This is a genomic window from Kitasatospora setae KM-6054 (assembly GCF_000269985.1).
Taxonomy (GTDB): domain Bacteria; phylum Actinomycetota; class Actinomycetes; order Streptomycetales; family Streptomycetaceae; genus Kitasatospora; species Kitasatospora setae.
The window spans coordinates 3,197,847-3,217,484 of the sequence record NC_016109.1; the positions used below are offsets into that span (position 1 = coordinate 3,197,847).

15 protein-coding genes, 1 tRNA gene and 1 riboswitch are annotated in these 19,638 nt (G+C 74.1%); of the genes, 5 read left to right on the forward strand and 11 right to left on the reverse strand.

Annotated elements, in window-relative coordinates; genetic code table 11:
• Positions 1-37: 37 nt before the first annotated feature.
• The 4 genes from KSE_RS14075 to KSE_RS38390 all read right to left on the reverse strand — a co-directional run bounded on the left by KSE_RS14075 (position 38) and on the right by KSE_RS38390 (position 4,090).
• Entirely contained in the window at positions 38-496 is a 459-nt protein-coding gene (locus KSE_RS14075; protein WP_014135982.1) for a DUF2752 domain-containing protein, read from the reverse strand.
• 1 nt (position 497) lies between these two features.
• Positions 498-743 carry a TM2 domain-containing protein gene (locus tag KSE_RS14080; protein WP_014135983.1) on the reverse strand — a complete coding sequence of 82 codons (246 nt, stop codon included), beginning with the start codon at positions 741-743 and terminating at the stop codon, positions 498-500.
• Positions 744-996: 253 nt separating this feature from the next.
• Positions 997-2,823 carry a DEAD/DEAH box helicase gene (locus KSE_RS14085; RefSeq protein WP_014135984.1) on the reverse strand — a complete coding sequence of 609 codons (1,827 nt, stop codon included), beginning with the start codon at positions 2,821-2,823 and terminating at the stop codon, positions 997-999.
• 184 nt (positions 2,824-3,007) lie between these two features.
• The gene (locus KSE_RS38390; RefSeq protein ID WP_014135985.1) at positions 3,008-4,090 is read right to left on the reverse strand and encodes a cellulose binding domain-containing protein; all 1,083 of its coding nucleotides are present in this window, start codon (positions 4,088-4,090) and stop codon (positions 3,008-3,010) included.
• A 280-nt stretch (positions 4,091-4,370) separates the two neighbouring features.
• Between KSE_RS38390 and KSE_RS45800 the strand changes: the two genes are divergently transcribed.
• A complete protein-coding gene (locus tag KSE_RS45800) occupies positions 4,371-4,868 on the forward strand; it encodes an SsgA family sporulation/cell division regulator (RefSeq protein WP_014135986.1) in 498 nt (165 codons plus the stop codon).
• A 94-nt stretch (positions 4,869-4,962) separates the two neighbouring features.
• On the opposite strand, the gene KSE_RS14100 is transcribed toward KSE_RS45800, so the two are convergent.
• A complete protein-coding gene (locus tag KSE_RS14100) occupies positions 4,963-5,583 on the reverse strand; it encodes a class F sortase (RefSeq protein ID WP_014135987.1) in 621 nt (206 codons plus the stop codon).
• A 101-nt stretch (positions 5,584-5,684) separates the two neighbouring features.
• Positions 5,685-8,219 carry a phosphatidylglycerol lysyltransferase domain-containing protein gene (locus tag KSE_RS14105; RefSeq protein WP_014135988.1) on the reverse strand — a complete coding sequence of 845 codons (2,535 nt, stop codon included), beginning with the start codon at positions 8,217-8,219 and terminating at the stop codon, positions 5,685-5,687.
• A gap of 410 nt (positions 8,220-8,629) precedes the next feature.
• On the opposite strand from KSE_RS14105, the gene KSE_RS14110 reads away from it, so the two are divergent.
• Entirely contained in the window at positions 8,630-9,925 is a 1,296-nt protein-coding gene (locus KSE_RS14110; RefSeq protein WP_014135989.1) for a polysaccharide deacetylase family protein, read from the forward strand.
• A 148-nt stretch (positions 9,926-10,073) separates the two neighbouring features.
• On the opposite strand, the gene KSE_RS14115 is transcribed toward KSE_RS14110, so the two are convergent.
• Complete coding sequence (locus KSE_RS14115; protein WP_014135990.1) at positions 10,074-11,519, reverse strand: MFS transporter; 1,446 nt, start codon at positions 11,517-11,519, stop codon at positions 10,074-10,076.
• Positions 11,520-11,616: 97 nt separating this feature from the next.
• Entirely contained in the window at positions 11,617-11,931 is a 315-nt protein-coding gene (gene sugE, locus KSE_RS14120) for a quaternary ammonium compound efflux SMR transporter SugE (protein ID WP_014135991.1), read from the reverse strand.
• Positions 11,932-11,965: 34 nt separating this feature from the next.
• Positions 11,966-12,031: riboswitch (guanidine-III (ykkC-III) riboswitch) on the reverse strand.
• Positions 12,032-12,394: 363 nt separating this feature from the next.
• Between sugE and KSE_RS14125 the strand changes: the two genes are divergently transcribed.
• Positions 12,395-12,469 (forward strand) — tRNA-Cys (locus tag KSE_RS14125).
• 181 nt (positions 12,470-12,650) lie between these two features.
• Here KSE_RS14125 and KSE_RS45805 read toward each other — a convergent pair.
• The 3 genes from KSE_RS45805 to KSE_RS14140 all read right to left on the reverse strand — a co-directional run bounded on the left by KSE_RS45805 (position 12,651) and on the right by KSE_RS14140 (position 16,051).
• Complete coding sequence (locus KSE_RS45805) at positions 12,651-14,177, reverse strand: PPE domain-containing protein (RefSeq protein ID WP_014135992.1); 1,527 nt, start codon at positions 14,175-14,177, stop codon at positions 12,651-12,653.
• A 1-nt stretch (position 14,178) separates the two neighbouring features.
• Positions 14,179-14,460, reverse strand: a complete 282-nt coding sequence (locus KSE_RS14135) for a hypothetical protein (RefSeq protein WP_148283097.1) — start codon at positions 14,458-14,460, stop codon at positions 14,179-14,181.
• Positions 14,461-14,632: 172 nt separating this feature from the next.
• The gene (locus KSE_RS14140) at positions 14,633-16,051 is read right to left on the reverse strand and encodes a S8 family serine peptidase (protein WP_014135994.1); all 1,419 of its coding nucleotides are present in this window, start codon (positions 16,049-16,051) and stop codon (positions 14,633-14,635) included.
• A 277-nt stretch (positions 16,052-16,328) separates the two neighbouring features.
• Between KSE_RS14140 and KSE_RS38400 the strand changes: the two genes are divergently transcribed.
• The gene (locus KSE_RS38400) at positions 16,329-17,879 is read left to right on the forward strand and encodes a hypothetical protein (RefSeq protein WP_014135995.1); all 1,551 of its coding nucleotides are present in this window, start codon (positions 16,329-16,331) and stop codon (positions 17,877-17,879) included.
• A gap of 96 nt (positions 17,880-17,975) precedes the next feature.
• A complete protein-coding gene (locus KSE_RS38405; protein WP_014135996.1) occupies positions 17,976-19,628 on the forward strand; it encodes a proline-rich domain-containing protein in 1,653 nt (550 codons plus the stop codon).
• The last annotated feature ends 10 nt before the right edge of the window (positions 19,629-19,638 follow it).

A 19,638-nucleotide genomic window follows, 5' to 3' on the forward strand; every position in this document is an offset into this window, starting at 1 on the left:
GGAAGCCCCGTCCGGGCCCTCCGCCCGCGGGGCCCGCTCAGAGCAGGTTCCGGCCGATCGTCCAGAGCACGGCGGCGCCCAGCAGCGCGGTCACCGCGCGCCGGTCCATCCGCAGCTTCCAGTACCGCCCGGCCAGCCCGTGCCGCAGCCGCACCGCGTACCAGAGCGCGATGAACGGGATCGCCAGCAGCACCGCCGCGTTGTCGTGCCAGGCGGCGAGCAGGTCGCCGTGCAGCAGGTCGTACGCCATCCGGGTCCCGCCGCAGCCGGGGCACTGCAGGCCGGTCAGCCTGCGCCACGGGCAGAACGGCAGCCACTGGCCGGGCAGGTGCGGGTTGCGGGTGTAGAGGTACGCGGAGCCGGCCAGGCCCGCGCCGAGCAGGCCGAGCGGGCCGGCCAGCGGGTGCCGGGGCAGGCGCGGGAAACGCCGACGGCCGGCACCCCCGTCGCGGTCTTCCGCGGGACGGGGGTGCCGGCCGACCGGTGCGCTGGACACGTCAGGGGCGCAGCACGCGGCCCTGGGCGTCGGTGCGGTTGTCGCTGGTCAGGAAGAGGATGCCGTCGATCAGCGACCAGATGCCGAAGCCGCCGCAGGTGACCAGCTGGCCGATGGCCATGCCGATGTGGCCGGTGTAGAAGCGGCCGACGCCGAAGCCGCCGAGGAAGATCTGCAGCAGACCCGCGGTGACCTTCGACTTGTCGGACCACTGGGGCTGGGGCTGCTGCTGGGGCGGGTACGCCACGGTGGGGCTCCTCAGGAAAATACGGGGACCGGCACGCCGCTCGGGGCGGCGTGCCGACAGGCAGGTAGGCCGCGCGCCGAGGTGCATCCACGCGTGGTGGCCCCCCAGCACCGGCACGCGGAAGATTAGCGGATCGTATGACCGAATGTCTCCACACTTCCTCCGCGAGGCCCGGCCCGGTACCCCGCAGGGCTCCCACCAGGGCTTTCCCGCAGGAGAGTTGACGGAAGACCCGATCACCCCCCGTAACCGGTCAGCCGCCCTGGACGGCCCACTCCCGGATCCGGCCGATCCTGGCCTTCAGCTGGTTGGCGGTGGCCTGCGCGGTGAGCGGTCCGCCGCACTGCCGGCGCAGCTCGTTGTGGATGCTGCCGTGCGGCTGGTCGGTGCGGTGGTGCCAGGCGGCGACCAGCGCGTTCAGCTCCTTGCGCAGTTCGCGCAGTTCCTGGTGGGTGACCACCGGGCGCTCCTCGGCCGGGAGTTCGAGCAGGTCGGCCTCCTCGGCGGGCTTGGCCTTGGAGCGCTGGATCTGCCGGTGCTGACGTTTCTGCAGCAGCATCTGCACCTGGTCGGGTTCGAGCAGGCCCGGGATGCCGAGGTAGTCCTCCTCCTCCTCGCTGCCCGGGTGCGCCTGCATGCCGAACTCCATGGCGTTGTACAGCACCCGGTCGAAGACCGCGTCGCTGCCCAGCGCCTCGTAGGAGAACTCCTCGCTGCCGGTGTCCGCCCCGTCGTTGGCCTTCTCGGCCTCGGCGAGCAGCCGGTCCTCCTCGTCGAACAGGCCCTCGCCCTCCTTCTTGGGCCGGTCCAGGACGTGGTCGCGCTGCAGTTCCATCTCGTTGGCGAAGCCGAGCAGCATCGGGATGGTCGGCAGGAACACCGAGGCGGTCTCGCCGCGCTTGCGGGCGCGCACGAAGCGGCCGACGGCCTGGGCGAAGAACAGCGGGGTGGAGATCGAGGTGGCGTACACGCCGACGCACAGCCGGGGCACGTCGACGCCCTCGGACACCATCCGGACCGCGACCATCCAGCGCGAGGTGCCCTCGGCGTAGTCGGAGATCCGCTGGGACGCCTCGGTCTCGTCGGAGAGCACCAGGGCGACCTTCTCGCCGGTGATCTCGCGCAGCATCTTGGCGTACGCCCGGGCCACCGTCTGGTCGGTGGCGATCACCAGGCCGCCGGCGTCCGGGATGGCCTTGCGGACCTCGGTCAGCCGCCGGTCGGCGGCCTGCAGCACGGCCGGGATCCACTCGCCCTGCGGGGAGAGCGCGGTGCGCCACGCCTGGGCGATCAGGTCCTTGGTCATCGGCTCGCCGAGCCGGGCCTCCAGCTCGTCGCCCGCCTTGGTGCGCCAGCGCATGTTGCCGGAGTAGCTGAGGAAGATCACCGGGCGGACCACGTGGTCGGCCAGCGCGTGCCCGTAGCCGTAGGTGTAGTCGGCGACCGACTTGCGCAGGCCGTCGCTGCCCGCCTCGTACTGGACGAACGGGATCGGGTTGGTGTCGGAGCGGAACGGGGTTCCGGTCAGGGCGAGTCGGCGGGTGGCCGGTTCGAACGCCTCGAAGCAGGCCTCGCCCCAGGACTTGGAGTCGCCGGCGTGGTGGATCTCGTCCATGATCACCAGCGTCTTGCGGGCCTCGGTCCGGTTCCGGTGCAGCATCGGGTTGACCCCGACGCCCGCGTAGGTGACCACGATGCCGTGGTAGTCCTTGGACAGCGGGCCCGAGGAGTACGCCGGGTCGAGCCGGATCCCTATCCGGGCGGCGGCCTCGGCCCACTGCTTCTTCAGGTGCTCGGTGGGCGCGACCACGGTGACCTGCTGCACCAGGTGGTTGTGCAGCAGGTAGGACGCCAGGGTCAGGGCGAAGGTGGTCTTTCCGGCGCCCGGGGTGGCGACCGCCAGGAAGTCCCGGGGCTGCTTCTCGACGTAGAGGTCCAGCGCGCCCTGCTGCCAGGCCCGCAGGCTGGCGGCGGTGCCCCAGGGGGCGCGGCCCGGGAAGGCCGGGGAGAGGTGCGCGGCGGCGGAGGTGCCGCTCGGGCGGGGGTGGGTGCTGTCGAGGTGCGAGAACAGCGGGGCCATCGAGGAGGAGGCGGCGGTAGTCACGGTCTCCGAACAGGGTCGTCGCAGGTCAGAGCCTATGTGCGGCCCTTCCCCCGCGGGCGGCGGGCAGGCGTGGAACCCGCCCAGCCTAGCCCCTCCCGACGGCCGGACGGCCGCCGCGGCACGCCTCTGTGGCGGGTATCCCACTCCGTTCGCGGGGCCGTCACCACACCTTCACGCGGCACGGGCGGCCGTTCAGCGTGATCGACTCCGGCACCGGGTGCGGGTGCGCCCAGCTGCCGGTGTAGCCGGTCACGGTGGACGCCCCGGGCGGCAGCACCGCGTTCCAGCCGCCGTCGCGGATCGCCGCGCCGGCCGTCCCCTCCTCGTAGCCCTCGCCGGTGCCCGGCCAGGCCGCCAGCAGGTGCTCGCCGACCGGCAGCGGCCAGCGCAGGGTCCAGCCGGCCACCGGGCGGTCGGAGGTGTTGCGCAGCGCGATCCGGGCGGTGAACCGGTCGTCGGTCTCGCTGGTGACCCGGTAGCGCACCTCGCAGCCCGCCGCGGCGACCGCGACCGCCTCCCGGCGCTCCGCCGGGTCGAACGGGGCGCAGACCAGCGCGGCCGCCAGCGCCGCCGCGCTGCCCACCAGGCCGGCCAGCCGCAGGTTGACCCGGCGCAGCAGGGCGAGCCGGCCCCGGCAGTCGGCGCAGTCCGCCAGGTGCCGCTGGACCCGCCGCCCGGCCCGGCCGCGGGCCTGGCCGGCCAGCGCGGCCCAGTGCCCGGAGCAGCCGGGGTCGCGCGGGGCGCCCGGATAGGCCCGCAGGTAGGCCAGCCGCAGACCCTCGCGGGCCCGGTGCAGCAGCACAGCGGCGGCGCCGCGCCCCATCCCGAGCCGGTCGCCGACCTCGCCGGGCGGCAGGCCCTCGACCTCGGACAGCCAGAGCGCCTGCGCCCAGCGCTCGGGCAGTTGGGCGAGCAGCCCGCGCATCCGGTCGGTCTCGGCCACCCGGGGCGCCGGGTCGGCGGCCTCCGCGCCGCCCTCGTCGGGCAGCTCCCCGACGACCCGCTCGCGCACCGGCAGCGCGGCCAGGTGCCGGACGGTGGTGGCCAGGTAGGCCCGCGGGTCCTCGATCCGGTGCCCGTCGGCGAGCCGCCGCCAGACCCGCAGGTGCGCCTCGGCGACCAGGTCCTCGGCCCGCCAGCGGTCGCCGCCGGTCAGTCCGCTGGCGTAGCGCAGCAGGCCGTGGTGGTGCACCCGGTACAGCTCGGTGTACGCGGCGAGCGGGCTCCGCCCGGCCGTCCGCACTCTCTCGTCGATGGTCTCGGCCCTCCCCTGAGGTCGCCGAACGGGTGATTTGTGGGGGCCCGTACGGCTTTCGAGATCCTGCCCGGGGCGCCCCTCCGCTGCCCATGGAATGCCCATGCCACCAGCCCGGAATGCCCGGATTGGTCCGTACGGATGTGACGCAGATCACTAACAAACCATGAAAACCGGTGTAATCACACCCGTCACTTGTGACTCTTCTTCACCAGGGGGCGACGCCGGTCGCCTCCTCACCCGTACGCACTCCCGGGAGGACACCGCCGTGTTCGCAGCCCCCGCACCGGTCGAACAGACCACGCACGCCCGCCTGATCGTCAGCACCCACCGCTCCGCGCTGCTTCGGGTCACCCTCCGGTACAACGCCGAGGACCCGCTGGCGGTGCGGATGGTCTTCCCCGCCGAGTACGCCCTGGAAGCCGTCGACCCGGACACCGACCCGCTGGACGGGCCGCTGGACGAGGCGTTCGACGCCCCGGCCGAGCCGGTCGAGCCGGTCGCCGACGGGGTCGAGTGGGTGTTCGCCCGCCAGCTGTTCGCGGCCGGCCTCGACCTGCCCAGCGGCGAGGGCGACGTGCACATCCGCCCCGCGCTCGGCCAGCGCACCATGGTCGAGCTGCGTTCCCCCGAGGGCGTCGCGCTGCTCCAGTTCGACCGCACCGAGCTGCGCCGCTTCCTGTGGCACAGCTACCTGGTGGTGCCGGAGGGCCAGGAGCTGCGCCACCTGGACTGCGACCGGGCGCTCGCCGAGCTGCTGGCCTGACCGGCCGCCGTCCTGGCGGCGCGCCCTCACGCACCGTCAGGACGGCGGCCGCTCACGCCCGCCTTCCCTCCCCGGCCGCCGTCCGTCCCGCCGCTCAGGCCCGCGCGGTCCGCACCAGGTGCGCGTAGACCACCACGTTGGCGTCGTAGCCGCCGTCCCGGCTGAAGCCGCCGCCGCAGGTGATCAGCCGCAGCTGGGCGTCCGGGGTGGCCGCGTACACCTTGCCGTCCGGGAAGCCGCTCTTCGGGTAGACCTCGACCCCGTCGACCTGGAACCAGGCGCTGGCCCGGTCGGCCCGGTCGACCTCCAGCTGGTCGCCCTTGCGCAGCGTGCCCAGCCGGTAGAACACGGCCGGGCCGTGCGCGTTGTCGACGTGCCCGGCCAGCACCGCCGTCCCGCTGGAGCCGGGGGCGGCGCCGTCCCGGTACCAGCCGGCCAGGTTGCGGTCCGCCGCGGGCGGCGGCTGCAGCCGGCCGTCGCCGTCCAGCCCGAGCCGGGCCACCGGGGCGTCCACCCCGAGCACCGGGATCCGCACCCGCACCGGCGGCGAGGGCGGCAGCGCGGGGACGGCCGGGCCGACCGGGGTGCCGTCGTACGCCTGGGCGGCGAGCGGCGCCGGCGGCAGCGTGCCCGCCAGGCCGCCGTGCAGCAGCCACGCCCCCGCGAGGACGGCGGTCGCGGCCGCCGCCGCCCCCGTCCAGCTCCGCTCGCCCACCGCGCCCTCCGGCCCTCGTCCCGACCCGCCCAGTTCACCCGGCGGCCGGGGCCGCGGCACGCGGTGGGTTCTGTCCGGGTGACGCGGCGGGTGACGCGCCGTCAGGGGGTGCGGCCGCCGCGGCGCAGCCGGGGCCTGGTCAGGAAGCCCTCGGCCCGGGCGGTGGCCAGGCCGATCGCGGGCAGTTCGGAGGGCTTCTCGTACAGCACGTGGCGCGGCACCCAGCGCGGCCGGTAGCGGGCGTTCGCCCGGTAGCGCGCCTCCAGCCGCCACCAGCGGGAGAGCGAGCGCAGCACCCCGCGCCACAGCCGGAGGGCCGGCCCGGCGCCCAGCCGGGGCTCGAACGCCTCCCGGAACATCGCGAAGTTCAGCGACACCCGGGCCACCCCCCACTCCCCGGCCCGGCCGAGCAGCTCGGCGACGGCGTACTCGGCGAGGCCGCCGTCGGACTCCCGGTCGCGGCGCATCAGGTCGAGCGAGAGGCCGTCCGCGCCCCACGGGACGAAGGACAGCAGCGCGGCCGTCCGCCCGGCCCGGTCGCGGCACTCGGCGATCAGGCAGTCGCCGTCCGCCGGGTCGCCGAGCCGGCCCAGCGCCATCGAGAAGCCGCGCTCGGTGCGGCCGTGCCGCCAGGCGTCGGCGAGCCGGACCAGGTCGGCGAACTCCTCCGGCGGGATGTCCCGGTGGCGGCGGAGCAGCACGGTGTACCCGGCCCGGGCCAGCCGGTGGCCGGTCTGCCGGGGGCCGCGCATCTCCCGGCCCGCCAGCGTGAAGCCGGCCGCCTCGACCACCGCTTCGTCCCCGAGGTGCAGCGCGCGCAGCCCGGCCGTCCGGGCGTACGCGGCGGCGGCCCGCTCGCCGGCACCGGTCACGGCGGGCACCCAGGCGTGCGCGCGGGCCAGCCGGTGCCACGCCTCGATCGCCTGCGGCCACGCCTCCGGGTCGCCGACCGGGTCGCCGGAGGCCAGCGCCACGCCGCCCACCACCCGGTAGGCGACGGCGGCCTTGCCGCTGGGCGAGAAGCACACCGACTTGTCGCGGCGCAGCGCGAAGTAGCCGAGCGAGTCGCCGCCGGGCCGCTCCAGCAGGCGGCGCAGCGCGCGCTCGTCCTCGGGGCTCTGCCAGTCGGTGCCGTGCGGGGAGCGCAGCAGGATCCGCAGGGTGAGCAGCAGCAGGGCGGTGGCGAGCAGGTTCAGGCCGAGGTCGATCCAGCGCGGCACGTCCACGTCGGTGACCTCGACCACCCCGGAGACGGTGACCAGCCGGAGCACCGCGTACCGGGCCGCCTCGCCCCAGCCGGGCACCCCGTCGGTGTGCGCGAGCCGGACGGCGGCGGCCCCCGCCGCCGTCAGCAGCGCCCCGCCGAACAGCAGCACGGCCGCGGCCAGCGGCAGGTTGCCCCGGCCGCCGCGGACCCGGAACACCGGGCGGGCGGCCAGCAGCGCCAGCAGCAGGGCGAGGGTCAGCCCGGCGGAGACCCAGTTGAACGGGTGGGCGCGGTACTCGGGGAAGGCCAGCGCCAGCGCGAAGACGGCGGCGTGCGCGGCGGTGAGCGCCAGCGCGGTGATCCAGGCGGCGCGCTTGCGGCGGCGCAGCATCACGGCGAGCAGCCCGGCCAGCAGCGCGGTGGTGAACCCGGAGGTGACCAGCACCGGCGTGAAGTACTCGCCCCGGTTGGCCCGTTCGACCTGCGCCCGGAACGGGGCGACCAGCGCGCCGAGCAGGTTCAGCACCGTCGCCGCCCGCAGGTACCAGCGGGCGAACCCGGCGCAGCGCAGCCGCCAGGCGGCGGGCGGCCGCTCCGCCGCGGCCTCCGCGGTCTCGACCGCCTCGGTCGGGGGGACGGTCGCGGCCACGGGGGCGGGGGCGGGGACGGGGACGGTCTCGGCCTCCGGGTCGGCGTCCGGGGTGCCGGCCACCAGGTCGTACGCGGCGGTCTTCACCGCGACCAGGCGGCGGTGGATCCGCTCCTCGCGGCGCTCGGCGCGGGCCAGCCGGCGGGGGCGGGCCCGGTAGCGCCAGCGGGCCCACGGGCTGGCCGGGCGGGCCAGCCGGACGGCGCCGACCAGGGCGAGCGGCCAGAGCATGATGCCCAGCAGCCCGGTCCAGGTCTTGCCCTTGAGCAGGCTGACCACCACCAGCGAGAGCAGCACGGCGGCCCCGGCCAGGGTGGGTCCGTCCGGGTGCCGGACGAAGCCGCCGAGCGGGAGCTCACCGACCAGCAGCAGGCCGATCATCGCGACGGCGAGCATCACGGCGTCCACCGAGGTGCGGCCCTGGGTCGACCAGTAGACGTCCTTGAGGTGCAGCACCAGCGCGAACTCGTCCAGCACCAGGCCCGCACCGACGCCGAACCCGAAGCCGAGCAGGTTCCACCAGGCCCCGCCGTCCCCGCGCAGCGCGAACGCCGCCACCCCGCACACCAGCAGCAGGGCCTGGCCGAACACCACGTGGTGGATGTGCAGCCCGCCCGGCGTGACGTTGCCCGGCCACCAGCGGACCCGGGCCCGGATCATCCGGGTGCTGAGCCGGATGAACAGGAACGACAGCACCAGGCCGAGCAGCAGCAGGAACAGCGGCTCCCGTCCGGTGTCGACGATCCGGCCCCGGTAGGCGTCGATCAGCGGCTGCCACATCGGCGGGTGCGACCTCCGTGTTCCTGGTTCCGTGTTGCATCATCGGTGTTCCGTCATCGGTGTTCCGTCATCCGTGCTGCGTCATCGGTGTTGCGTCATCCGTGTCCCGTCATCCGTGTTGCGTCATCGGTGCCCTGTCATCGATCGTGCGGGCCGGGCGGGTCGTCCAGGCCTGACGCCAAGTCAACTCTCCGCTGACGTCGCAGCTCGGGCCCGGTGCGCCGAACAGGTGAGCGTTTCGGCGTGGCGTCCCCCGGTCATCCGTACCCGGGCCGTGCTTACCGGCGCGGCGCGCGGGCGCGTGCCATGCTGAGCCGACTCCCCCGGATGACGCATCTCTCCATTCCATCTGATGATCCGTTCGTCCGGCCGGTGCCTTCCCCTTACTCCCTGGTGAACGGATGTGAGACATGGACGCCCTCTCCCGCAGGACGCTGCTGGCGGCCGGTGCGGCGACCGCCGCCACCCTCGCCGCCGGCTGCGCGAGCTCCTCCGGGAACGGGAGCGCCGCCCCGCCCGCACAGGCCGACGGCCTCGCCGCGAACGGCAGCCCCAGCGCCGTCCCCAAGCCGCCCGCCACCCTGATCGGCGACGGCTCCACCTCCGACACCGGCCCGCAGCCGAACCAGCCGCAGGCCGTCCCGCTGGAGGCCGGGCAGCGGCCCCCGCAGTTCGTGGTCTTCTCCTGGGACGGCGCCGGCGAGCTCGACAACCAGCTGTTCAGCCGGTTCCGGACGCTCGCCCGGGAGCACGACGCCACCATGACGTTCTTCCTCAGCGGCATCTACACGCTGCCCGAGTCGAAGAAGTCGCTGTACCACCCGCCGCAGCACCCGGTCGGCGCCTCCGACATCGGCTACCTGAGCGACCAGCACATCCGCGCCACCATCGAGCAGGTCAGCGCCGCCTGGCTGGAGGGGCACGAGATCGGCACCCACTTCAACGGCCACTTCTGCGGCTCCAACGGCGGCGGCCGGTGGTCCCCGGAGGACTGGGACAGCGAGATCCAGCAGGCCATGGACTTCGTGATGAACTGGCGCACCAACACCGGCAACACCGACCTGCCCGCGCTGCCCTTCGACTACCGCAAGGAGCTGATCGGCGGCCGCACCCCCTGCCTGGAGGGCCAGCGCGGCCTGCTCCCGACCGCCGTCAAGCGCGGCTGGAAGTACGACAGTTCGGGTCCCGGCGGTCTGCAGATGTGGCCGCAGAAGTTCGCCGGCGGCGCGCTCTGGGACCTGCCGCTGCAGTCCATCCCGTTCCCCGGGCACAGCTTCCAGGTGCTCTCGATGGACTACAACATCATGTACAACCAGTCCGGCGACAACACCAAGGGCGACCCCGGCCGGCAGTCCTTCTGGCAGACCCAGGCCCGCGACTCGTACCTGGCCGGCTTCGACCGCGCCTACAACGGCAACCGGGCGCCGTTCATCATCGGCAACCACTTCGAGCAGTGGAACGGCGGCATCTACATGAACGCCGTCGAGGAGACCCTCAAGCAGATCGCCGACAAGCCCGAGGTCCGGATGGTCTCCTTCCGGCAGCTGGTCGAGTGGCTGGACGCGCAGGACCCCGCCGTCCTGAAGAAGCTGCAGGCCCTGCCGCCCGGCCAGGCCCCCACCGGCGGCTGGAACGCCTACCTCGGCGGCGCCGGCACCCCGGCGGGCGGCACCGCGTCCGCCCCGCCGGTGGCCGGCGGCAAGTAGCCCCCTCCCCCCTCCCCCCTCCCCCGCGCGCGACGGCTCCGGCCGGGGCGCACCCCGGACGTCCGGGGTGCGCCCCGGCCGGAGCCGGTTCCGTCGCTGCTGCCGTAGCCGTCGCTGCTGCCGCCGTGGCCGCGCGGGCCGGCTCCGCTCAGGCGCCGGCCCTGGCGGTCGCCCGGCCGGAGAGGGCCGCGCCGACCAGGGCGACCACCGGCATGGTCAGGAAGACCGCGGCGAACGCGCCGGCCGGCAGCGGGCCGCCGTCGGCCGCCGCGCCGACCGCGCCGCCGCCCAGCGCGGCGAACAGGACGCCGGCCAGGCCGGTCAGCAGGACGTTGCCCAGGGCGTCGCCCAACTGCAGGGCGGCCGAGTTCTCGCCGGTCTCCTCCGGCTTCGACAGCTTCATCATCAGCACGCTGATGCTGGCGATCGCCATGCCCATCCCGGCGCCGCCGACGCCCCAGAACACCGCGGTCACCCAGACCGGCACCGCCGGGAACAGCACCAGCGCCGCGCCGCCGACCGCGATCGCCGTCGACAGGAAGCCGATCCGGATCAGCGCCGCCCGGTGCCGGTCCGCGCCCGGTCGGCCCTGCAGCCAGGAGCCGAACGCCCAGGCCAGCCCGCCCGGTGCCAGCGTCAGGCCCGCCATCGTCACCGAGAGGCCGCGCTGGGTCTGCATCATCAGCGGGATGAACAGCTCGGAGGCGAAGAACGCGCCCGCCGCGATCGCCCGCAGCAGGATCACCGTCGGCAGCCCGCGCGCCGCCCGCAGCGTGCCGGTCGGCAGCAGCCGCAGCACCGCCGGGCCGAGCAGCGCGAGCCCCGCCGCGGCGGGCAGCGGCGCCCATACGTCCAGCCGCTGGCCCGCGTACTGCAGCAGCGCCGCGCCGACCGCGACCATCGCCGCGTCCCGGGTGCGCCGCCAGTCGTACGGGCCGGCCTGCAGCGGCGGCTGGGAGCGCTCGGCGCGGCGCAGCGCCGGGCCCATCACGGCGAGCGGCAGCAGCACCAGCACCGGGACGGCCAGGAACACCCAGCGCCAGCCGAGGTGCTGGGTCACCGCGCCGGAGATCACCGGGCCGAGGATCGAGGGCAGCACCCAGGCCGCCGAGAACGCCGCGAACACGGCCGGCCGCAGCCGCTCCGGGAACGCCCGGCCGACCACCACGTACAGCGCGACGATCACCAGGCCGCCGCCGAGCCCCTGCACCGCCCGGCCGGCGACGAACATCCACATGTTCACCGCCGTGCCGGCCGTCACCAGCCCGGCGGCGAACACCGCGATGCCGCTGAACAGCGGCACCAGCGGGCCCCGGCGGTCGCACCACTGGCCGGAGACCACCATCGCCAGCAGCGTGGTGGTGAAGTACCCGGAGAAGGCGAAGGCGTAGAGGCTGATCCCGTCGAGCTGCTGGGCGGCCGTCGGCATCGCGGTGTTCACCGCCGTCGCCTCGAAGGCCAGCAGCAGCACCACCGACACGATGCCCAGGGTCAGCGCCCGCCAGGGGCCGCTGAGCACCCCGGCGGTGCCGTCGTCGTCGGGGAGCGGGAGGGGCGCGGGGGCCGCCGTTTCGGCCTGGGAGGTGCTGGTCACCTCGACATGGTAAGTGCCGTTGAGTGGTTTTGATCCTGACCTGCGGTCGGAACGGCACCTCCGCCGCAGGGGCTGGGACCATCCCTCGGCACAGCCTTCAGTGCAGCACCTTGAGCCCGACCACGCCGGACAGGATCAGCACCAGGCAGGTGATCCGGGCCACGCTCACCGCGTCCCCCATCGCCACCATCCCGTACACGGCGGTGCCCACCGCACCGATGCCCACCCAGACCGCGTAGCCCGTGCCCAGCGGGATCGAGCGCATCGCGTACGCCAGCCCGCCCATCGACAGCGCCAGCGCGACCGCGAACACCAGGCTCGGCACCAGCCGCGAGAACCCCTTGGACGCCTCCAGCGCGACCGCCCACACGGTCTCCAGCACTCCGGCGACGATCAGAACCACCCAGGCCATGACGACGGACTCCTCCGCAGTAGTCGAAACACCTACCGCGTCGTCTTGTCGTGCCGGGTACGACGCACCTCGTCCGGGGCGGCCGCGAGGGGCCGCCGCGCTCCCTTCCGAAGGTAGCACGCGAGGTCGCACGAGGCGGTGCGCCGACGATCGGGCCGGCCGACCCGCCGGTCCGCGAAATTCACCGGGGAATATTGACGTGACCCGGCCCCTCCTTGTTATAGTCAATTCACCGGAACGAAGGAACGGACCGGCGCGGCCCACACCGAGCGACAGGAGACGGCGATGAACAGGAAGACGGTGGCCCTCGCAGCGCACCGCACCTGCGCCCCCTGTCCCGGCCGCGCCTGTTCCTGTCGTTGCCGCTGTTGCGCCTGAGCGCTGAACTCCCCCCTTCCGCAGGCTGATTGATGCCCGCGTTCGCTCATCCGCGCCATCCTCGCGTCACCACGCCCCACCCCACGACCATGTGCCCGAGTGGCTGAGGGAACCGCCTGCAAAGCGGTTTACACGGGTTCGATTCCCGTCATGGTCTCCACCCGGAATTCACCGGACGCCCATTCTCCACCGGGCGTTCGGTGAATTCTGCTGTCGTTCTCCGGAATTCCTTTCCCCTTTCCCCTTTCCGCTTTCCACTCCGCCCTGCCGAACGGCGGCGGGCGCCGGCCGCGATCCCTCCGGACCGCGGCCGGCGCCCGCCGACCACCACTCCCCCGCGCCTACTGGATGACGCCGGGGTTCGCCTCGCCGCCGCGCCAGGTGTCCTCGTCCTCGACGAGGTAGTCGGGGCGGTGGCCCTTCTCCTTCTTCTTGCCGCCGGCGCCGCCGCTACCGGCCCCGCCGTGCATCCCGGCCGCGCCGGCCTGCCCGGAGCGGCCCTTGCCGATGCCGGACCCGCCCTCGGTGAACGCCCGGCCACCGGCACCGCCCGACTTCGCGCCGCCGACCGTACCGCCGGACTTGCGCACCAGGCCGCTGCCACCGGACTTGCCGCCGGCGCCGCCCCGGGCACCGCCACCGGCGCCACCGCCGTGCATGCCGCCCATCCCGCCGGCCCCCGCGGCACCCCGGGCACCTGCGGCACCCGACCCGCCGGAACCCGCGGCCCCCGCGCCGCCACCGGCACCCCGGCCCGCCGAACCCCCGGCACCCGTACCACCGGACGTCCGACCGCCACCGGCCCCGCCGGCACCCGTCAGCCCGCCGCCGGACACCCGGCCGCCGCCGACACCGCCACCACCCGGCACGTACCCGCCGCCCATCCCCGGCAGGTACCCGCCACCACCGCCGATCCCGCCACCACCGGACCCGCCGCCACCGACCCCGCCACCGGGCAGCGTCCCGACCCCGCCGGGCAGCATCCCGTAGCCGGGCCCCGTGGTCGTCCCACCGGGCGGCAACGGGTCGACCCCGAGGATCCCCGTCCCGGGCGACGGCGGCGACGGCAGGTGCCCGGGCGCGGGCAGCGTCGTCGTCGGCGGAATCCCGGGCGTCCCCGGGTGCCCGGGCAGCACGGGCTGCGGCACACCGGGGACCCCGGGCCGGGTCTGTCCGGGCGGGGTCGTCTGCTGCGGCGGCTCCTTGGGCGGCAGCATTTCGGGCAGCCGCCCCACCGGGGGGATGGCGCCCTGGCCGCCGGGGTCGTCCGGCGGCGGGGGGAACGGCGTGGGGTCGTGGATGGTGCCGCCGGGTGGCCGCGGCATCTGCTTCGCGGCCTCGTCGTAGTGGGTCCCGAGGTACTCCATCGTCCCGATGGCGTACTGGTGCTGGATCTCGGTCGCCGAGAGCTCGTCGTAGTTCTTGTTGACGGCGTCGAAGCGGTCCATGCCAGCGGCTAGGTCGGCCTTGAACTGGGCGTCGGAGCGGTCGCCCATGTCGCCGAGGAACTTGAGGCCGCTGTTGAGGTGGCTGGGCACCGAGATCCGGTCCATCTGCGCCTTGGCCGCCTGCAGGGCGCCGGCGGCCAGGTGCATCGCGGACGAGGTCTTGGCCGCGTGGTCGGCCGTGTTGTTGAGCATCGTCTGGATCTTCGTCGCGCGCGCCGCGAAGCCGTCCGCGGCGGCGCCCTCCCAGTTGCTCTGCGCGTGTTCGAGCGCCTGCTGGAGGTCGCGCGCGGCGGCCTGCAGGTCCTTGCTGGCGCTGCCCCAGTGCTCGGCGACCCGGGTGAGGTTCGCGGGCTGGGAGCTCTTCAGCATGGCCTTGAGCGGAATCAGCGCCTGCTGCTCGAACTCGTGGATGCGTTCCATGTCAGACCGTCCCCTGCCCGTACGTCATGTTGGCCACGCCGTCGGCCTCAAGTCCCTTGTACGCGTTGTTGACGGTCTGGGCCTTGTTCCCGAAGTCGTCGATCAGGGCGCTCAGGTCGGTGATGGTGGCGGTGAGCCAGCCCTGCATGTTCTGGTGGGCCTCGTGCACCTTGGCGGCATGGCTGAAGTTGGCCCCGAAGTCGGCCGCGCCCACATCGGTGCCGTAGGCGCTCCTGTCACTGGTCTGGGCCATGTTCTGCTGGATCACCTGCAGGCGTTTCACGACCGCTTCCAGCTCGTCCGTGTTGACGCGGTATCCGTCGGCCACGCGGCCTTCTCCTCCCCCTGGAGTCCTGGGTGTTTCCCCGTGTGTACAGCGACCCAACCGGCTTCAGGGATAAGCCGGTTGGGAGTTCGATGGTATCGCCGACGCGGCGCTGGCAACCCTGCCGGCGTCAACGGTACGACTGGCCCCCACCAGGGCCGTAGGGGTTCTGCTGGGACCCCGGCTGCGGCGGGTAGCCGGGCTGCGGGGCCTGGCCGCCGTACGGCTGCTGCGGCGGGTAGCCGGGCTGCGGGTAGCCCTGCTGCGGGTGGCCCGGCGGCGGGGCCTGGCCGCCGTAGGGCTGCTGGGCGGGCGGCCAGCCGGGCTGGGCGCCGTACGGCGGCGGCCCCTGCGGCGGCACCGGGCCGGAGCGTCGGCGGCTCCGGCTGACCAGGACCACGACCAGGACGACCAGGAGGACGACCCCCGCGCCGACTCCGGCGAGCACTCCGACGCCGAGGCCGGAAGCGGAGGAACTCCGGGGTGCCGGAAGCGCGTCGGACTGCTTGTCGTCCGCGCCGGTGGTCGCGATCGCGCTCGGTTCGGCAGCCGCACCGCCCCCGGCGGTCGCCGCGAGCGGCCCCTGGGCCGGACCGGTCGGGATGTCCTTCGTCAGCGCGTCGTACGGCGACAGGATCCCGTAGCCGTAGTGCGGGTCGGGCAGCTTGCCGCCCTTCACGGCAGCCGGTACCTTCGCGGACTTGACCAGCCGGTTGGCGACCTGGCCCGCCGTCAGGTTCGGGAACTTCGCCCGGACCAGGGCCGCTGCGGCGGAGACGAAGGCGGTCGAGTCCGACGTCCCGTCCGCCATGCAGTACCGCTCAGCCGAACAGGATCCGGCGGAGACGATGCCCGTTCCGGGGGCCGTCAGCATCAACTGCGGCCCGTAGGCGGACTTCGCCCAGACCGTGCCGTTCTGGTCGGTCGCCCCCACCGCGAGGACCCCGGGCTCGTTCGCCGGGCTGGAGACCGCGCTCCGGCCGTCGTTGCCGGCGCCCGCGACGATCAGCACGTCGTGCTTGGCCGCGTAGGCGACCGCCTCGGTCAGGTCGGACGCGCTTCCCGGTCCGCCGAGGCCCGCCAGCGAGATGCTGATGACCTTGGCGCCGTTGTCGACCGCCCACTTGATGCCCTCGGGGATGGCGTCGCCGCCGGACGCGGAGTCCTTGAAGACCGGCAGGACCTTCGCACCGGGGGCCAGGCCGAGGACGCCCGTCCCTTCTCCGTGCCCGTGGCCGACGATGAGGCTGGCCATGCCCGTGCCGTGCGGATCGGTGGGACGCGTGTTCTGACCGCTCCCGCTCGGGTCGTAGCCCTCCAGCACCGAACCGGTGAGGTCGGGGTGGGTGGCGTCGACGCCGGAGTCGATCACCGCGACGGTCACGCCGTCGCCCTTGCTGACCGACCACACCTTGTCCAGGCCGAAGTACGCGTTCGTCCACTGCGCGTCCCGCACTTGGTCCGCCGACGCCGCCGGGGCGGCGCCGAGGACCAGGGCCCCGGCCAGTGCGGTCGCGCCGAGCAGGCGCGTGGCTTTGGTCAGCGTCATCAGTACCCCGTCAGTCGATCGACAGCCCGTTCGCTCTCGCAACGCCCCCGGAACGCGGGACGGTCCGATCGTATCGCCCGTGACTTCGCCGGGCACCGGTGCGTGTGACAGGTGCACCACCGTCCCACCGGGCCGCCGGCCCACTGCCAACCGCCGCCCTGGTGAGGGCGGCTGACGCGGCGTCCGGCGGGCGGCCGAAGGCGCGGGGTCGGGGCGGGTGGGGTGGGTGGGGTGGTGTGGTGCTATGAATGGCGCTGCATTCATCCAGGGGGATCTTGTGACGTACCCGCCGCAGCCCGGCGCGCCGTATCCGGGGCAGGCCGGACCGCCCTATCAGCAGCCGTTCCCGGTGCAGCAGCAGCCGCCGTACCAGCCGCGACCGCCGTACCCGCAGGGGCCGTACCCGCAGCAGCCGCAGCCGTTTCCGCCGGCGTTCCCGGTGCAGCAGCAGCCGCCGTACGGGATGCCGCCGCCCGCGCCGCGGCGGAAGGGCGGGGTGGGGCGGACGCTGGCGTGTCTGGGGGTGGTGCTGGTCCTGGTGCTGGGGTTGGCGGTGGGCGGGGTGGTGTTGCTGCACGTGAGTCGGCAGCGGCCGCCGGTGCAGGGGTTGTCCAGCGGGCTGGAGGGCTGGGAGAAGGTCACCAAGGGGCTGACGGACGCGCTGGCGGCGAAGGACGAGGAGGCGTTCCTCAGGCCGTTCGCGGCGGGGCCGACCAAGGAGAAGCAGCGGCTGGTGTTCCGCAACCTGGTCAAGATCCCTTGGGAGACGGCGCGTTGGGAGGCGCTGCTCCCGTTGGACGGGCAGTTGCGGGTGGACTTCGTGCACCAGGTGAAGGGGGTGGACAACTTCCCGATCGCGGAGCAGTACGGGTGGAAGGTGCTCGCCCCGGACGCGGGCACCGAGGTGGTCACCGAGGTCGGCGGGGTCAAGGACAGCCAGGGCAAGAACAGCGGCTTCGGCTACTACCCGGCCCCGTGGGACCTGTACGACGAGTTGGCGGTGCAGGTCCGCGACCACCTGGTGGTGATGGCGGACAAGGGGCAGTCGGCCGAGCTGAACCGGGACGTGGAGATCCTGGCGCGGGCGGCGAAGGAGGACCTGGCGGCCTGGCAGAAGTACGGTCCGCCGCCGTCCGGGGAGCGCCGGGGGGCCGGCGGGTTCTTCGTGGTGCTGGAGCGGAAGCGGGACGTCTACAACAAGCTGTACAAGGGCGACGGCAAGCTGAACGACAGCCTGGAGGCGGGCGTCAACATGCCGATCTGGGCGGCGGACTCGTCGAAGGCGAACCCGGGCGACCTGCTGATCGGCGGCAGCCGGATCGTGATGGACACCGCCGGCTCCCGCTTCACCAGCGACCAGTGGCAGGACGGCGTCACCGACATCGGCCGGCACGAGATGGCGCACGCCATCGTCGCCCCGCTGCTGGCGACGGCCGGGAACTTCGACGGGACGGGCAGCCCGCACGACTGGGTGGCCGAGGGCTTCGCGGAGTACATGGCGCTGCGCGGCAAGGACTCGCTGGCCCGGGACGAGCTGGCGGCGTACCTGAAGGGCGTGCCCTTCGACGGGAGGCTGCCGGGGGACGACGGGTCGTTCTACTCCGCCAGCGGCGACCAGCGCAGCGCGAACTACACGCTGGCGGGCGACGCGCTGCGGTTCATGGCGTCGAAGTACGGCGACGCCAAGGTCTGCGAGTTCGTGGCGGCGCAGTACGCCCGGCCGCAGGAGTACGAACAGCAGATCACCGCGGCGACCGGCCAGTCGCTGGCGCAGTTCCAGGCGGCCTGGGCGGCGCACGTCAGGTCGGCGGTGCCGGGCAAGCGCTGACCGCGGCGGGCGGTGCGGCCCGGCGGGCGGAAAGGGCTGGTGGGAACGACCGTCCGCTGTGCTATTAATGGCGCGTCGTTCGTCCCAGGGGGTCCCTTGACGCATCCGCCGCAGCCCGGCGCGCCCGCACCCGAGCAGCCGGAGCAGCCCGGCGCGGCGGTCGCGCGGCCCGAGCAGGCTCAGCAGCCGTCCGAGCAACCGCACGAGCCGCCGTCCGGGCAACCGCACGAACCGCCGTCCGGGCCGCCGCTGCTGCCCGAGCAGCGGTCCGCGCAGCAGCCGTACCCGCAGCAGCAGCAGCAGCAGCCGCAGCAGCCGTGGGGCGCGCAGGCGTACCCGGCGCCGCCGCCGAACCCGTACGCGTACCCGTGGGGCGCGCCGCCGCCCCCGCCGCCGCGGCGGCTGGCGTCGCGGGTGCTGGCGGTGCTGGCGCTGGTGGGTCTGGCGCTGGTGCTGCTGGTCGCGGTGGGCGGGACGGTGTACCTGCAGCTGGACAAGGAGCAGAAGCCGACGACGCCCGCGTACGTGGCGGAGCAGCGGGCCTGGAGCAAGGTCGCGCAGGGGCTGACGGACGCGCTGGCGGCGAAGGACGAGGAGGCGTTCGTCAGGCCGTTCGCGGCGGGGCCGGCCAAGGAGAAGCAGCGGCTGGTGTTCCGCAACCTGTTGAAGGTGCCGTGGGAGACGGCGCGCTGGGAGGTGTCGACGTCCTCGTTCGAGGGCCGGTTGCGGGTGGACTTCGTGCACCAGGTGAAGGGCGTGGACAACTTCCCGGTGACCGAGGAGTACGGCTGGCAGGTGCGGCCGGTGGACTCGGGCACCGAGGTGGTCACCGAGGTCGGCGCGGTGAAGGACCACACCGGCAAGAGCGACGACGGCGGCTACTACCCGGCGCCGTGGGACCTGTACGACGAGCTGGCGGTGCGTTCGCTCGACCACCTGGTGGTGATGGCGGACAAGAGCCAGTCGGTCGAACTGGACCGGGACGCGGACCTGCTGGCGCGGGCCGCGGCGGACGACCTGGCGGCCTGGCACCAGTTCGCGCCGGCGCCGGTCGGCGGCCGCGGCGGCGCGCAGGGCTTCTTCGTGGTGCTGGAGCGGAACCGGGAGGTCTACAACAAGCTGTACCAGGGCGACGGCAAGCAGGACGACAGCCTGGAGGCGGGCGTCAACATGCCGGTCCCGGCGGCGGACGGGGTCGACCGGCACGGCGCGACCGGGCTGCTGGTCGGCGGCAGCCGGATCGTGATGGACACCACCGACAGCCGCTTCACCGACGGCGGCTGGAAGGACGGCGTGACCGACATCGGCCGGCACGAGATGGCGCACGCGCTGGTCGCGACCCTGCTGTCGGAGCACCCCTCGGCGAGCGGGAAGGGCCAGCCGCACGACTGGGTGGCCGAGGGCTTCGCCGAGTTCATGGCGCTGCGCGGCAAGGACTCGCTGGCCGGCGACGAGCTGGACGGCACGCTGTCGGAGGTCGCCTTCGACGGGAAGCTGCCGGGCGAGGGCGGCGAGTTCTACGCGGACACCATCGAGTCCCGGGCGGCGAACTACGTGCTGAGCGGCGACGCGGTCCGCTACCTGGCGGCGACGTACGGGGAGGCGAAGGCGTTCGGGTTCGTCGCCGCGCACTACGCCAAGCCGAGCGGGTACGAGCAGCAGATCACCGCGGCGACCGGCCAGTCGCCGGAGGCCTTCCAGAGCGCCTGGGCGGCGCACGTGCGGTCGGAGGCCGGCCGGAAGCACTGACGGCCGGGAG

Coding starts and splice junctions, on each gene's coding strand:
- KSE_RS14085 (WP_014135984.1), bottom strand. CDS start 2,823: ATGGCCCCGCTGTTCTCGCACCTCGACAGCACCCACCCCCGCCCGAGC.
- sugE (WP_014135991.1), bottom strand. CDS start 11,931: ATGGCCTGGGTGGTTCTGATCGTCGCCGGAGTGCTGGAGACCGTGTGG.
- KSE_RS14105 (WP_014135988.1), bottom strand. CDS start 8,219: ATGTGGCAGCCGCTGATCGACGCCTACCGGGGCCGGATCGTCGACACC.
- KSE_RS14140 (WP_014135994.1), bottom strand. CDS start 16,051: ATGACGCTGACCAAAGCCACGCGCCTGCTCGGCGCGACCGCACTGGCC.
- KSE_RS45805 (WP_014135992.1), bottom strand. CDS start 14,177: ATGGAACGCATCCACGAGTTCGAGCAGCAGGCGCTGATTCCGCTCAAG.
- KSE_RS14110 (WP_014135989.1), top strand. CDS start 8,630: ATGGACGCCCTCTCCCGCAGGACGCTGCTGGCGGCCGGTGCGGCGACC.